The 15,909-nt window shown below is 45.3% G+C and carries 13 protein-coding genes; 2 read left to right on the top strand and 11 right to left on the bottom strand.

Features of this window, described 5'->3' with window-relative positions; genetic code table 11:
- Window positions 1-162: 162 nt before the first annotated feature.
- A complete protein-coding gene (locus AC50Y5_RS03600; protein WP_155972725.1) occupies window positions 163-306 on the bottom strand; it encodes a hypothetical protein in 144 nt (47 codons plus the stop codon).
- Between the two features lie 265 nt (window positions 307-571).
- On the opposite strand from AC50Y5_RS03600, the gene AC50Y5_RS03595 reads away from it, so the two are divergent.
- Together AC50Y5_RS03595 and AC50Y5_RS03590 are read left to right on the top strand one after the other, a co-directional pair.
- On the top strand, window positions 572-1,351 hold the full coding sequence (locus AC50Y5_RS03595; protein ID WP_056029133.1) for a copper amine oxidase N-terminal domain-containing protein: 780 nt from the start codon (window positions 572-574) through the stop codon (window positions 1,349-1,351).
- 412 nt (window positions 1,352-1,763) lie between these two features.
- Window positions 1,764-3,248, top strand: coding sequence for an Lsa family ABC-F type ribosomal protection protein (locus AC50Y5_RS03590; protein ID WP_056029136.1), 1,485 nt, complete (start codon window positions 1,764-1,766; stop codon window positions 3,246-3,248).
- 121 nt (window positions 3,249-3,369) lie between these two features.
- On the opposite strand, the gene AC50Y5_RS03585 is transcribed toward AC50Y5_RS03590, so the two are convergent.
- The 10 genes from AC50Y5_RS03585 to AC50Y5_RS03540 form a co-directional block, all read right to left on the bottom strand.
- Window positions 3,370-4,149 (bottom strand): metallophosphoesterase family protein, encoded by a 780-nt coding sequence (locus AC50Y5_RS03585; protein ID WP_063892459.1) that lies wholly within the window; start codon window positions 4,147-4,149, stop codon window positions 3,370-3,372.
- 306 nt (window positions 4,150-4,455) lie between these two features.
- The gene (locus AC50Y5_RS03580; RefSeq protein ID WP_494858469.1) at window positions 4,456-5,814 is read right to left on the bottom strand and encodes an FAD-binding oxidoreductase; all 1,359 of its coding nucleotides are present in this window, start codon (window positions 5,812-5,814) and stop codon (window positions 4,456-4,458) included.
- A 137-nt stretch (window positions 5,815-5,951) separates the two neighbouring features.
- Window positions 5,952-7,400: a serine hydrolase domain-containing protein gene (locus tag AC50Y5_RS03575; protein ID WP_494858467.1), complete on the bottom strand. Its 1,449-nt coding sequence runs from the start codon at window positions 7,398-7,400 to the stop codon at window positions 5,952-5,954.
- A gap of 47 nt (window positions 7,401-7,447) precedes the next feature.
- On the bottom strand, window positions 7,448-8,530 hold the full coding sequence (locus tag AC50Y5_RS03570; RefSeq protein ID WP_494858465.1) for a sensor histidine kinase: 1,083 nt from the start codon (window positions 8,528-8,530) through the stop codon (window positions 7,448-7,450).
- Window positions 8,531-8,541: 11 nt separating this feature from the next.
- Window positions 8,542-9,216 (bottom strand): response regulator transcription factor, encoded by a 675-nt coding sequence (locus tag AC50Y5_RS03565; RefSeq protein ID WP_494858463.1) that lies wholly within the window; start codon window positions 9,214-9,216, stop codon window positions 8,542-8,544.
- A gap of 172 nt (window positions 9,217-9,388) precedes the next feature.
- Window positions 9,389-10,330 carry a carbohydrate ABC transporter permease gene (locus tag AC50Y5_RS03560; protein ID WP_494858799.1) on the bottom strand — a complete coding sequence of 314 codons (942 nt, stop codon included), beginning with the start codon at window positions 10,328-10,330 and terminating at the stop codon, window positions 9,389-9,391.
- A gap of 22 nt (window positions 10,331-10,352) precedes the next feature.
- Window positions 10,353-11,264: a carbohydrate ABC transporter permease gene (locus AC50Y5_RS03555; RefSeq protein WP_494858461.1), complete on the bottom strand. Its 912-nt coding sequence runs from the start codon at window positions 11,262-11,264 to the stop codon at window positions 10,353-10,355.
- Window positions 11,261-13,813, bottom strand: coding sequence for a DUF5696 domain-containing protein (locus tag AC50Y5_RS03550; protein WP_494858459.1), 2,553 nt, complete (start codon window positions 13,811-13,813; stop codon window positions 11,261-11,263). The genes AC50Y5_RS03555 and AC50Y5_RS03550 overlap by 4 nt, the downstream gene beginning before the upstream one ends.
- A 16-nt stretch (window positions 13,814-13,829) precedes the next feature.
- Window positions 13,830-14,465, bottom strand: coding sequence for a YIP1 family protein (locus AC50Y5_RS03545; protein ID WP_494858457.1), 636 nt, complete (start codon window positions 14,463-14,465; stop codon window positions 13,830-13,832).
- On the bottom strand, window positions 14,446-15,909 hold the full coding sequence (locus AC50Y5_RS03540; RefSeq protein WP_494858455.1) for a hypothetical protein: 1,464 nt from the start codon (window positions 15,907-15,909) through the stop codon (window positions 14,446-14,448). Before AC50Y5_RS03540 ends, AC50Y5_RS03545 begins: the two co-directional genes overlap by 20 nt.

Genomic DNA, 15,909 nt, shown 5'->3' with positions numbered 1-15,909 from the left:
GAGTGGAGCTAGGCTCCAAATGATCCTGCGTATTTGCCATCGTGAACCTCCTTCGCTTCTTGTAACGCCATCTTACCTGTTCAAGTGAAGTTTAAACAATTGATCAATTCAACATGGCACACACAAATCCGCGATCTCGCCCCAATTGGACGAATAGCGCACTCAGACCGCGATAGGTTGATGAACAATTGCGGCTGCCCCACCGTTCAGATGCGCTTCCTCCGGCATGAAAAAAAGCCGCAGCAGCAAGGCTTCAGCGGATTTGTTGATGCTGTGGCGGATTGGTTTGTTGACGCCTTGCGACAATTCCTCATCGTCCCTATGCTTGCTGGACTCAAAGAAGACTGCCGAGATTTTCTCAGCAGTCTTCGCGGATAGACAGCTATCCCTATCCTTTTTTTCTGGCTTGTTTAACGGTTTAAAGCGGGAATTTGCTGTAGTTGAATGATTTGTAAATGGCGAATCTTAATCATAGATCACCTTAAATATTTCAGTGTACCCTCAAAAAAGCTTTATGCCCTCCGAATAGTTGTAGCTGTTGCACACACTACATACTCACGGAGGTAATAAAATGAAAAAATCAGTAATTTTGGCTGGTGTAGTCTCACTTAGCCTAATGGCAACCACTGCTTTTGCCGCACCTGGAAATCAAGGCAAAAACGAAGCAACTATTAAAGTCGAAGCAAAAGGTGCTACTGTGAGCGATTCCGTTTATGGCGACGGAAAGAACGATGGCTCGAAAGGTCTTCAAAATGCGTATGGAAACGTCAAAGATAAACCCGCAGGCGTTCGAATTGCCGAGCTGCTTAAAACAAAATATAACATTGATGTGAATGCCGATACTAGTTTAGCTACACTGGTCAATACATTGGAGAAGGATGGAGAACTAAAAGCTGCAGAAGAAGTGCAAGCCGAGATTGTCTCGCAGGATCCTACCAATATTGAAGAATATAAGAAACTTAGTAAGATAAAAATAAAGCTCGGCAAAAAAAGTGTAAAGGTTTATGTAAATGGCAAAACGCTAAGTACTGAAGTATCTCCCGTTGTTGAGAGCGGACGCACGTTTGTTCCGTTTCGCGCAATCTCCGAGTCGCTGGACGCCGTAGTTACTTATGATAATGTTTCGAAAACGGTGACCGTTACGCGTGACGGTATCGTGGTCAAACTGACGCTAGGCAGTAAAATCGCTACGATTAATGGGAAAGCCGTTACGCTTGACGTTGCCGGTAAAGTTAAAAGCAACAGAGTTTTTGTACCACTAAGGTTTCTTAGCGAAGCACTGAACACCAATGTAACATGGGATAAAGAAACCTCCAGCGCAATTATCATCGATAAAAATACGGAAGCTTGATTATCTAAGCCCTTTAGCTGATTAGTAACCTTTTCAGGAGCCTTATATTCATGTACGAAACGAATCATGGAGTGCCTATGCATCTCTCTTTCGTACGAGAACCAGCGCGACTCCATTCTTAGAGTTACCCCCAAACTCCCGCTGCAGAGTTGCAACCAAACAAAGGATATGTTAAAATTCACTAAACTTAACGATAGGAGCTGAAGAGGATAATGTAGACTTTCTTGCTGAACGTTTGAAGAATAAAACATCATGTTTTGTTCTTTGCGTGCAAGAAAGTTACTTATTCTTTTCACTCAAATATATAGGCTTATTTGGCCCGTAATGGGCTAAATTTGCTGTATTTTTTTGAGCTACAAGAAGGGTAACTTTCTTGTAGCTCTTTTTATTTTTTCAAAAGGGGGAATTTGTCATGTCCTTAATTAAAGTGACGAATCTTACATTTGCCTATGAAGGCAGCTACGATAACATCTTCGATCAGGTTAGCTTTCAAATCGATACCGACTGGAAACTGGGCTTTACGGGAAGGAATGGCCGGGGAAAAACGACCTTTCTTCATTTGCTGCTCGGCAACTATGAATACAATGGCACTATTTCTGCCGATGTCAGCTTTGAATATTTTCCATTCCCTATCGAAAATAAGGAAAATAATACGGTGGATATCATCGACCACATATGCCCGGACTATCAGCATTGGGAGCTCCTGCGCGAGCTTTCCCTGCTCAAGGTGTCGGAGGACGTTTTATACAGGCCCTTCGACACTTTATCGAACGGCGAACAAACGAAAGTGCAGCTAGCTGCCCTGTTTCTAAAGGAAAACAGCTTTCTGCTCATCGATGAGCCGACGAACCATCTGGACATCCATGCCAGAAAGCTGGTCAGCGATTATTTGAAAGCCAAGAACGGCTTTATTCTCGTATCCCATGACCGGGCATTTCTTGACAACTGCGTGGACCATATTCTGTCGATCAACAAAACCAGCATTGAAATTCAGAGGGGACATTTTTCCGATTGGTGGGAAAACAAACAACGTCAGGACCACTTTGAGATGGCCGAGAACGAGAAGCTGCGCAAGGACGTCAAGCGGCTGAACGAAGCGGCAAAACGAACGAGCAGCTGGTCGCATGAGGTGGAAAAAACGAAAAATGGCACCCGTAATTCTGGCTCCAAGGTCGATAAAGGATACATCGGGCACAAGGCCGCGAAAATGATGAAGCGGTCCAAATCGCTTGAGCACAGGCAGCAATCGGCGATCGACGAAAAATCCCAGCTTCTGAAAAATGTTGAAAGCTCGGAAAGCCTTAAAATTTCGCAATTGGCTTATCACAAGTCCCAGCTAATTGAGCTGGATCACGTCTCGATTCAGTACGGCGAGAAGACGGTTTGCCGCGACGTCAGCTTCACAATCGAGCAAGGTGATCGCATTGCGCTTGCTGGCCTGAACGGCTCCGGAAAATCAAGTCTCCTTAAGCTGATTTATGGCGAGGAAATCCCCTTCTCCGGGACGCTCCGCAAAGGAAGCCAGTTGAAAATTTCCTATGTATCGCAGGACACTGCGCATTTGCGAGGCCATTTGTCAGCTTACGCCGAAGGCCAAGGAATCGACGAGAGCTTGTTCAAAGCGATTTTAAGGAAGCTTGATTTTTCTCGTGTCCAATTCGATAAGGACATAGCCTCCTTCAGCGGCGGCCAAAAGAAGAAGGTACTGATTGCAAAAAGCCTTTGCGAGCCCGCTCACCTGTACATTTGGGACGAACCGCTCAATTTTATTGACATCATTTCCCGGATGCAGATCGAGGAACTGCTGCAGGAGCATTCGCCGACCATCCTTTTTGTAGAGCATGACAGCGAGTTTTGCAAGCATGTTGCAACGAAGGTCGTGGAATTGAACGGCTAGCCAAGCTGGAACAGATCCTGCTGCTTGGTGTTAGGCTGATGCTGGCTCGGCTCTAAAGAAAAAAATCTTCCCCTATCGGTTAGACAACTAAAAAACCAGCTCAGTCAGCGCGTGCCGATACTCAATCGGTGCGCGCTGGTTGAGTTAGCCTTGTTGTTGCAAATGGCAGTATCTTTTGCACACCTACAGCTTTCGTGCTGTAAAATCGGCCGACTTTTCCATGGACCAGCTCTAGGCAATTGAGCTGTCCTCCAAAGGAACAACCACCGTCAATACCTATTTTGTCTCCGCCCAGCCAGATCTCACAGGAACCGTGAATATCCTTTGTAATCGTATGGCCAAAGACAACAACCTTTTCCATACGGGTTTTGTTCCTGTAAAACTCCTCCTTGATATAAAGCAAGTCATGAACATTCTGCTCAGATAATTGGGATACTGAAGGATTTAAACCTGCATGCACATAGATGTAATCATTATCTTCGTAAAGGCAAGGAAGATTTTTCAGAAAGTCCATATGAGAAGAAAGCTCCCCCATAATCACGTCTCTAACTTCCTTCAAATGATCTAAACCATTGCTTTTGGTGGTCTTACCGTAACTTTGTAAAGTTTCGCTGCCGCCTTTTTCAAAAAATGTAATGATTTCTTTTTCACTCGCCTGATTCTCTATCACCCTAACAAAACGATGGTCATGGTTGCCTTGTAATGCAATTGCCCCCTGCTCTTGGACTAAATGCATGACTAGGTCAACTACCTTTTTGCTTTCTGGCCCTCTGCTTACATAATCCCCCAGAAGAATCAATCTATCGTTTACTGAATGATAATCGACTTTTTCCAAGAGTTCTATAAACTCGCGGTAACAACCATGAATATCGCTGATTACCAATGTTCGATCAACATTCATAAGTTTTCTCCCTTATACGAATGGTTAGATTTCACCAAAGCGATCCATTTAAATTTGGATATATTATCCTGTATAGGATAACACGTAAAACCTTTCTCAAAAACATCACTAAATATAGGGTTTACTTTGAAAATTGAAGAACTTGTTACGACACTGGCTGGCTCCCACAAGCTCGTCCATCCATCAAGAGCTTGTGGGAGCCAGCCAGTGCATCCATATATTTATTCTCCTTCGTTGTCTGCATGCCTACAACGAAGGAGTTTTTAATTTTAGGAAAATCACTGAGCCAGCTAACCGGAAAAATAGTTATTTAACCGTTGCTCTGCGAGCCGGAGTAATACTTTGGGGATTTCTAAACACATTTTTAGGGTCATATTTAGCTTTTATTCTCCGCAGTCTAGGATAGTTCGCTCCATAGTATACCGGCCCGGAATTTTTTATTCCTTGGTCAGGAACGTTTATATAGGACCCTACGATATAAGGCTGCAGCTTCCGGCGTGTCCTGCGAACGATGGCGATATTTTTAGCGGCTTCCGATTTCTTGATCCATGAACTGTTCCACTCGACATAGAACTTCGCTTTACGCCAGTAAAATGCCGTTGATCGAGGCGCTTTACGGCTTACAGCCCCGCCCCAGTTGAGGAAAAAGAATCCCGCGAACTCCCCCTCTACGTTTTCCAAAAATTTGCGCATGGACCTTATCGCCTTATCAGGGAACGGCTTCCTTCCGAAACCAGAAGAGAATTGATTACTGTACCTTTGCGTCAGCACTGGATCGGGAGGCAATAAAAACTTCACGGCTTCCATGTACGGCAACAACCGGATGATGGTGCTCGTTGGCGTTCCGACGCTCGTAACGGGCTTTAATAGGCGGATGGCCTCCGTTTTTGATCCGAGGAACAGGCCTTCCATGGAGACATTGCCGCCCTTTTTCGGGCCGATCGATAATTCGCTGCCTAGCTTGTTATTGACGAAAGGCGCCCATTTTTGCCAGGCTTTGAGTACCGCTTCGAATTGATGCCATGGCCAGGTGATCCGATATACGGTCGCCTTAGCTGGCGCGCGATGTACTTTAAATTTGTATTTGGTGTATACGCCAAAGTTGCCGCCTCCGCCCCCGCGGGAAGCCCATAGCAGATCTGAATTGCACTTTTTGTTGGCACGAATAATTCTGCCCTTCGCGTCAACCATTTCGAGTTCGAGAAGATTATCGCTGATAAGGCCAATCGACCTTTGGAGCGGCCCGATTCCCCCACCGAGTGTGATTCCGCCAATGCCAACGGAAGGGCTGTCGCCAAAAGGAGCTATAAAGCCTTGCCGTGCAAGCGTGTTTGCGATTCTTCCCACTCTATTGCCCGTCTGGACAACAGCCGTTCCACATTTTTTATTTAATTTAATTTTCTTCATGTCGCTTACATCAATGACAATTCCTCCGTTGACCTGTGAAAGATTGACTTCAAGAGAATGTCTGCCACTTCTTGGACGAATGGGTACCTTATTCTCACGGGCCCATTTTATCGCATTGGCCACATCTCGTGTTCTTTGAGCAAAAACAAACACTTTAGGAAATTTGTCCGTATGGGGATCCCAATTTTTACGTGCCGCTTCATAACCCGTATCGCCTTTAAAAATAACGCGCCCGGTAAGCTTCGTTTTTGATCTCAATAACCGCATCTCCCTTTGAGTAGATGATTAACACTGCTATCCAACATAAGGCACCGTATATCGTATGAAGGACATTCGCATAGGGAATGGGCTAATATACTGAAATAAATTCACTCGGAAAAAGGCCTGGAATCCCCCTATCTAGTCTGGAAATACAATCGGTAACGGCATACCAGATTCGTTAAATTTACCAGCGATAATACAGCAAGCCATATCATTAGAGATGACATGGTGGTCCATAATCCAATCCAAGGCAGAACACGCCCAGCACCAATAAATGCAGCTAGCTGGGGCAGGGATAGAAGAATCAAGACAGGCAGCAGCCTCCCGACCGATGAAATAATCAATTTCCCAGCTGTTAAACTCTTCTTGCGCCTATTGATTCGGCTGATTGCATAGCCTCCCCAAAGGGCCGTTCCAATTACCAGCAGCACCATAACCGCCTCCATGGTTCTGCTGTTAAAGACAGAAGCTTCAGCTTTCTCACCCTTAATAATCCGTGCAATCCCGTCGACAAAAGCGGAGTAGTTAACAAAAGCATTTAAACCCGAATCAAACATAACCGTGATGCCAAGCTGTTGATCCAAATCTATCGTTTCTTCCGCTTTATATGTCCAAAAAATTCCGCTATGGGAAATCGTTCGGCCCCCAAGCTCATCTTCTTCTGCAAGCCACCCCATTCCATAAGGGCCGCTCTGCCCAGCTGTATGGAATTGCTTCATAAGCTCCGGTGCAAGAAGACGGGAATGATATTGAGCGAGCATCCATTTTGCCATGTCTTCTGCAGTTGAAACAATGCCGGCAGGACCGTCAATAAACCAAGAGGGCTCAGCCTTGCTTACTGGATAGCCAAACAATAGATAATGCCCCCGCGGTATGGCAGGATTCTCAATGAGTTGCCGTGTGCTGCTGACGTTGAAGGTATGACTCATCCCCAAGGGATCAAACACATTTTCTTTCAAATAAACAGAGAAGCTTTGTCCGCTTACTTTCTCCACAAGCAGGGCTAAATACTGATAATTAGGATTGTGGTAGCTAAAGGTTTTTCCTGGATCGTTGGCAAGCTTAACCGTGATTAATGATCTATTTATCTCTTCCAACGACTGATATTGAGGGAAGCGGGTCATGTCGGGCTCTACTTTGTCAGTAAGACCGCTTGTCTGATTCAGCAAATGCCGGATCGTAATGTCCCGGACACGCTCATCCTCTGGCAAAAGGTCCGGAAAGTAGGATGCGTATGGCGCGTCAAGCTCGATGAGTCCTTGTTCCACCAGCTGCAGAACGGCCAGCGCCGTAAAAGACTTGCTTAATGAGGCGATGGGAAAGGGGGTACTGCCGGTTATAGCCGGACCATCTGAAAACTCACCATAACCTCTTGTATAAAACACATCTTCGTTATGGGTTATGGCAAGCGATATACCCGAAATATGATTGTTTTTCATGTTTTTTATAACATAGTCATCCATTTTTCGGAGTATTTCTTCCTTATTTCGGGCTTCAATAGCGTAAGCTGGTGCAGCAAGGATTGACAGGGTCATCAGCAAGCAGCCCAAGCATAATAATAATTTCTTTTGCAAGACTAACATTTCAGCACTCCTTATTCCTGTGATAAGGAAATGCTAATGCATAATTTTCAACTATTTATCAACTCTGCAAAGAAACTTGCCATTACTTTTCCGCCACCGTCTGATCCATTTTCTACATGCAGACCTCCCTCATGCTTTTCACACAATACTTTACAAATATATAGTCCTAATCCATGATGCGCATGAGCATCCCCAATCTCTCCGCGATAAAAAGGAAGCTTAGCCTTCTGAAGTGCCTCATCGGAAAAACCAGTGCCGTCATCCGTAACCGTGATGGTGAAAAAGCCCTTGCAGAAGCGATAATGCACTTTTACACGGCTGGAAGCATAGCGCGCTGCATTAGCCAGCAAATTCTCAAAAACCTGCATGACCAAGTCGCTATCGACAGCTATTTTGTTCGAATCCACAGCAATGGACGAGTCGAACGACTTAGCATACTGTCCGGCAATTTGTCTGGCGCTCTCATTCAGCAAGGAGGTTAGATGATGCATATCTGTCTCACGGCTATTTACCGGCATATCCTCCAACCTCTGAATCGAATTCATCGCTTCCGTGTAGTTTTCAAGACGCACAATATGAACCTTCATCGTTTGAACCATCTCCAGAAGCTTTTCCTCGGATATCTTTTTTGCGGGCAAATAGGTGGTCAGAAAATCGGAATAGCCTTTTAGGACAGAAAGCGGCGTTCTCAGGTCATGGGCAAAAATAGCGTTGAGTTGTTGGCGTTCCTCTGCCGATCGCCAAAGAGCTTTATAATTTCTCTCCAATTGGCCGCGCATGTTTTCAAATACTCGGCAGAGCTCGCCCATCTCATCCTTGCTATCATAAGAAAGATGAAACCCCAAATCGTTTGCCGAAATTTTCTCCGATGCCTTCATCAGCATTCCAAGCGGCTCTTTCAGTTTCCATCTATAGAAGAGGATAGCCATCAAAACTATTCCTGCGGCAACCGTTAGCAGGACCATCGTAACGAGAGAAGGCAGCACCCAACCAATTACAGAGGAATCGTCAGCATACCGCAGCCGGATTCTTTCCGCCCATTCAAACTCCAAGGTGATGACGGCCATCACCGTGATTAACGTAAGGCAGCACAAAAAGATGAATGACTGCAGCAAGGTCATATTTTTCATTTGCAGCCAGCCTATGATTTTTGCCATTTGTAACCTACTCCCCAGACGGTAGCTATCGTGTTTTCACAGCCATGCTCTTTCAATTTGAAACGAATTCGCCGAATATGTTCAGCTATCACGCTGCTGTTGCCTTCATTGTCAAATCCCCATATTTTTCCAAAAATACGTTCTTTATCAAATACCATGCCGGGATTCATCGATAAAAGCTCTATAATATCAAACTCTTTTTTGGCCAGGGAAATTTGTACTCCATGAAAATAAAGCGTACGAGCCGAATAATCAATGACCAAATTTTCACTCAGCATAATCGATGTTTTATTTTGCGTTCGTATTTCCCTGCGTAAATGCGCCTCTACCCTTGCGCCCAATTCATGAATGCTGAACGGCTTGACAATATAATCATCTCCCCCTGCCTGAAAACCTGCTATTTTATCGGCCTCCTCGACGCGAGCGGTTAAAAATAAAATGGGACAGGACACAAAACTTCGGATTTTTCGGCATAATTCAAAACCATTCAGCTCAGGCATATTGATATCCAGCAAAACAAGGTCCGGTTGACTTTCCATTCGCTGCAACGCCTCCGAGCCGTTCTCCGCGGTCATAACGAAATATCCATTCATTTCAAAATAATCCGTCAGCAGCTTTCGAAGATCGGCTTCATCATCGATTATCAGAATTTTGTTCATTGGTTTTCCCTACTTCCTCATTTCAAATCAGCTATTTTCAGCATAGCAAAAAAGGCTTGGAATCCCAAGCGTGGTGAATGCCCTATTGATCAATAGAATAGAAAAGCACCTAGCGGGATATCCAGCAATGAGCCGCTCTCCCTAGGTGCTTGCCTTTCATTTGGTGCATCTCTTATCCAACAAGTCCTGTCCGCTCAATACTTTCGACAAAATAGCGCTGCACAAACAAATAAAGAATAATTAGCGGCAAAATCGCGAGCAAAATCCCCGTATCCTGTACCATGCTTAAGTAAAACGGGTCAGCTTTCGAGGATGCGCCGTCTTGGAGGAAAATGGATAAATTATATGGCAAAGAAGCCAATTGGGTAGACATCACTTTGCTTGACGTCAAGTAGGTTGTCGTAAAGAAGCTGTCGTTCCACTGCCATACGAACGAGAACAGCAACACGGTCACAATTGCCGGCAGCGCATTAGGCAGCATAATGCGTAAAAACGTCTGCCCGACACCTGCACCATCCATATAAGCGGCCTCCTCCACCTCCTTGGGCACCCCTCTGAAAAATTGGCGAAAAATAAAAATATACAGCCCTGCTCTCAAGGAATTGGCCGTTATGGAGGTTAAAATAAACGGCCAATACGTGTTCAGCAAATTCACAGATTTTCCGGTCAATAAAGGAATCAAGCCCATCAGGGTAAAGTCCTTCAAGTTTAAATACACGGGAATAAGTATGGTGGTAGGCGGAACCATGATCGTTAGAATGACGCCTCCAAAAAGCAGCTTGCTCCCTTTAAACTTAAGTCTTGCAAAAGCATAGCCCGCGAGCGCACAGGAGGCAGCCGTCAGGACGGTCGTTGTCGACGACAGCGCAAACGTGTTCAGCAGCGTCTGCCAATAATCCATAATGGCGATCGCCTGTTTTATATTATCCAGCGAATAATTTTGTGGAATCCATATCACAATCGGTGAGTATAGATCTGTCTTGGATTTTATCGCTGTAGAAATCTTTTGAAGAATGGGATAAAGAATAACGAAGGACAATCCTGCGATTAAAGTTAAACGAACGAACGACCACAGCCACCGCTTCCAGCTTTCTAGCGATAATAATCGGTCCATTATCAAGGCATTCACGCTCCTTTTAGTCTTGGTAGAACACCCTTTTAGATACAAAATACGAGCTGATCAGCAAAATAATCATGATTGCCAGAAAATAGAGCCATGCCATCGCCGAGCTGAGGCCAAAGTTAAAGGTGGTAAAGCCTGTCTCCCGAATCAATTCCGTCATGTCATTCCTTGAGAACGAATCGATAATCGTATAGATCATATTGACGAGAATGAGCGGGCTGACCATTGGAAACGTAATCTTCCAAAATGCTTCATAGCCGGTAGCTCCCTCCATCTTGGACGCCTCATATAACTGAGGAGATATCGTCTGGATGCCCGCTAGAAAGATCAAAAGCTGCACGCCCGATTGACTTACAATCTGGTAAATACGGTCGACTGCCCCTGTAAGATAGGAGACAATGTCTTCGTTAACTCCCGCATCAAGCATTAATCCGGCCAGCTCATAAGCGCCAAAGGCATTGATGATGCTGGAGCCCGCATTTTGATCATTGACAGCTTGGATCAAGCTTGTGCTCTCAAGCGTCATAATAACCCCCGAGGCCAAAATGACAGGCAGAAAAAAGATCGACCTTGCAACGGCTCTGCCGAAAAATTTCTGATTCAGCAATACAGCTAAAAACAAACTGAATATAACGATCAACGGTACATTTACGACCATATCCACAATCGCTTCCGTCAATATGCGATTAAAGCTCGTATTGATCGTCAAAGCCTCCACAAAGTTTGAAAATCCGATATATTGGATGCTCAGGCCCTCCGAATTAGCCGTTATAGAACTAAAGCTGTAGCGTAAGGAGGAGACCATCGGAATAAAAAAGAAAAAAACAAATCCAAGCAGCCAGGGCAGTACAAAAATAAAACCTAAAAAAGCCTTCTGCTGCGCATAAGTCTGCTGCTTCAACCCGAGCTTCGTTATAAGCTTCAAGAGCGCTCACCACCCGTAATATAGCTCTCGGCTTCTACCGTCCTGCCTTCAACCGTCACTTGAGTGCGGTTATAGTTCACAATTACGTATATTCCATTCCCATAAACCGTCTTAAATACGCCTTCATCCAGCTTTTCATGCGCGGTAATCCGCTTGTTTCGAACGTTCCTCAGAACGGCGTTCACTTCTTGATAGATCTCCGAGGCTTTATCAATCCATAGCTTGTAATTGACAGCATAGAGATGATTGTATTCACTATCCTTCACTTTATCGTTCGGCTCGTAAATCCATTCGAAATAAACGCCCGCTCCATATTCCAAATTTTTCAGCACATATTGCTTTTCATTCGTATAAGTAGAAAGATTATACGGTGCCCCCGCGTATTCGATAAATCCACGAATGACCATTTGATAGAAAGGGATTTCTTCATCCTCAAGCTTAAATCCGCTGCTCGACAACGGGGCATTCGTTATATCGGTCAAATAAGGCAGCGCATAGGCATTTCCGCCGTTAGCCATCACCTTCAACTTTTCATCCCGAATTTTGTCCAGCGCTTCGCCCGATATGGCTTCGGACACCGTTCGATCCATTTGCTTGTTTTTACGGAAATCACTATTTAATTGATCGGCCAAATCCTGCAGCGAGAGGCCTCCAGTCTGAAAATCACGAATGCCTTTGAGCAAGGAATCCGTATAGCCTACTACGAGCCGTGGGGATATGACATAGGACGGCGATTTGGTTACATCACGTCGATTCAATGCCAGATCAAGCGGATACAGCATAGCAGGAACCTCTCTTAGCGTTCTTGAAGCATCATCCGACTCATTGAACCCTTCTCCTGTAAGCGCAGTCAAAATGGCAACTTCCGGGAACAGAGAAATCCCTTTGCTCTGGGCAAACGAAACAAATTCCTGCAATCCCTTGCTCCCCCCAATCTCCTTATCGACCCTAACATGGTCCGGGACTTTATGATCGAGACCTTCATTGAACCAGCCCGAATACTTGAGCTTAATATCGCTTATCTCACGCTGCTGCAGCTGCTCGACAATGGTTTGCGCTTGCTCGAATGTCGTAAGCGGTTCAAGTGCCTGATAGGGAATGCCCACGAAGTGCTTCTGCTTGGATATGCTTCCAACTAGCTGCAAATAGAAGGGAGTATCCACTGTCGTATCGTCTGCTTCGTCCTTAACCAATCCATTATTTTTCTCCAAATATTGCTGATAATAACGAGCCATTCCTTGGTAAGAAGCTTGCTTGCCACTTAGGAATGCATAACGGATCGTATAATCGCTTTTCATCGGGTTTTCTTGAAACCTTGGGAGAGAACGCTGCTGCCCATTCCCATCCAGGCTTACTGTGCCCTTATTAATCACATAAAAATTCGGATAAACATAGTTATAGCTGTTTAACCTGCCTCCAATGTCCGCATGGATGGTAGCAACAGATGCGCCCTCCTCAATGATCCCGAGAAAAGCTCCGCCCTCCCGAATAATTCCAAACACGGGGAGCCTCACCTTCTGTTCTCTATCTGCATTCTCGGTTCTGTCTATCGTTTGATCCGCCCCATAGACAAGCTGCTGATAGGCCGGATATTTGGTTTTTCCATTGTTAAAGTGGATAAGTGCGCCTGAGCCGTCCGGAACGAACATCGAGCCGTCCTCATCCGTCCCTCCTGCGCCAAAAAAGCTGAGAAGTGAAATCGTGTTTACGGGATATTCATCGGGATAGCGAATGCTGGAAACGGGAATTTTGGCAACTAGGCTATCCGCATCCAGCGTATATTCAATCGATGCTTGAAAAATGCGCGCGGCGGGCTTCTCCTGCGTAAAATGAAGCTCGGCCATGTCCTCCTGCAGCTCCGCTTCTGTATACCCCGCTTCGTCCAATGCAGCGAGCGCCCGCTCCAATTGAAGCCCATTCAATGCGCTGTCATTTCTAGTATATACCGCTTTTTCCGTATCCTCTGTATAAGCGATGAGTAATGCCCTTCTCCCCGATTTGTCCAGCTTGCCCGACAATTCCTCGAAACGGGCCTTGCTTAACATTTGGGGTAAATCCTCTGCCGTTTTTGCGGTCGTACCAAATTGATAAGATACGCTGATCCCACTTGGAATTTTTGTGACATTGATCTGCTTATGGGCAACACTATCTGTATAGGAATTGATAGAGTTGATCTGGCCAAAGCTGTTATAAAAATCAATCTTTATTTGAGAGGACAATAGATCCTTGTTTACTCCCGTAGCAAGCGAATCCGAGCCTCGATCAAGCGGATTGCTGTTCCATATTTCACCCGTTTGTTTGATAAGAACGGCTATCGCCCCAGTCTGATCATCTACGAATAGCCGCAGTTGGTCGTTTTCAGCTACTCCCTTCATACCGGCGACACGAGAGTCCGTGAAAGCAGCGCTCAAGGCCTTCCCCTGCGAAAATACCGGCAAAGCCTGCCCCTCTTCCTCCCAATGATTGCCAGTTGGCGTATCGGAGCAGCCTGCAATGATAATCCCCACCAGGAAGCATGCGATCAACAGGGCATTTTTGGCTATATTCATCTATATGCCTCCTCCCTTAACTTCTCAAAACCATTTCTTGATAAATAACCGATATAAAAGCCAGCATCTGCTGAATTAAACTAAAGAACAGTAAGCTTAAGAAGGCCATGAATCCCATAGCTGCAATAGTCAAAATGATGGTCCCAATCGTCTTGGACGGCGTATATTGATGAACCGTCATATTGCCGACAAAGAGCAGAAACATACACCATATCATGGCGATGCTGCTGGAAAAATGATAAAACGTCGTCTCCTGCAGCGAAATTAAATTACTCAACCAGATCCATGGAAAATGAACAATAACGAGCGGAATTAAAGCAAAGCATGTTGAAGTAAAGATGTCGACAAATTTCCCTTCCCCATCCATTAAAGTCGTCAGCGACCAATTGGCCACGCACCAAAACAATACGGGAACAACGACATACAAAATCTCCATAAAGCTGTTCATTCCATTTGGGTTAACGAGATTGACCACAAACCCGCTGTACTGGCTCTGCATAATATTGGTCAAGGCCAGCAAAAACAGAATCACAAAAGAAATGACGATGTTCGCCTTTTGGCTGCGGTCATATTTCAGCTCCCAAAAGCCATTAAAGGGATGCAAAATGAGATAGAAAGGGTACTTATACAGCTCACTGTTCAATGGAGGCAACCTGATGTCCCCCTTTCTTTTTTCGATACTTTTTCATAAGCAAGGCAACTAACACAAGTCCAAGAATACCCGTCATAATCTCAGTAAAATGCTCCCGAAGCACTTGCTTGCGATAGAGCAGAAATGCCTTCGAATATCCTCGTTGATCCATGCTTTGTTTAAAATATTTCATGGCCTCGCCATAATCTCCCTGGCGAATCAGTGCCTTGCCAATTCCTGCATAAGCGAATTCCAGATTTGCATTCAAGTTGATCGTCTGTTGAAACAACGTAAAGGCCTGCTCTTCATCGCCTTTATAATAACTCCTGACCGCTTCATTCAATGTGCGGCCGTATTCCGTCGATTGAAATACCGTGATTTCACCAAGCGCCTTATCCAATATGAGGTAATCATCACCAACGCGCTCAATCGCCACGGGTGTATGGAATTCACCCAATTGATTGCCCAGCCCACCGAAAACATACATGAAGTGTCCGTCACCATTGTAAGTGAAGATTCGGCCTCTGTTGGCATCCAAAATGGCGTACATCTCGCTGTCCGCGACATCGATATCGACCAATCGGGTAGGGCCATCAGCCGTCATGAAACGAATGTCTCCTTCCGGAGGAAAATAACCTTCCTCCCTTAAAATGTCGCTCCCCTGCGCATTCAATTTTCTGACGTTGTTTTGCGATTGACTATTTGTCGCGTAAAGAAAGCCTTCATCGTTAATATCCAAATTCGAAAATTCCATCGGCGTGAACATCACCATCTGGCTCCGCTGGGCTTGGGTGGACAGCATTTTCCAGAAATACTCGACTGGGCTGAAAAACACACGGTTTGCACCGATAAACGATGTGAATTCGCCATTCGCATTAAACTCCATAAACCCGTCAAATACCCCAGCTGCCATCACATAAATTCGCTGCGCCTTATCCACGACAACTCTAATAGGTTCAAATTTGAAACCATCCTGCAGCAGCTCGGACTTCGGCGCTTCGATAACCTTCACCAGCTTGTCGTCCTGATCAAGATGAACCACCCTTTGATTTCCCGTATCAGCAACGAACACCTGCTTCTCATCCGTTACGAATAGACCTTGCGGGTTCTGGAACGCTTCCTCTTTGCCCTCATGGACGTATGAAGTAATCATTCGCACCAGCTCAAATTGCTGATTCAAAATGACGACACGATGATTGCCTGTGTCGAGCAAATAAATCTGCTTATCAGCCGTAACGTGCAAATCGCTCGGTTCCTTTAACGGTCCAATTCCCATGCTCTCGCCGTTCCATAAGCTTGTTGCTTTGTAGGCCGCAGGAGCGGCTACCGTATTGCCCCAAAATGAATAATTGTAAGAACCCGCATCCTCCGCCGCCTTGGCCATCGATCCTCCGATGCCCATGCTTATCAGGCAGCACAGGGCAATGAAAAGGTATACCTTCGTCTTTAATCTGCCTTTCAACAT

The sequence above is a fragment of the Paenibacillus sp. JT22N7 genome (assembly GCF_059383875.1).
This window is presented reverse-complemented; position numbering and strand designations above follow the sequence as displayed.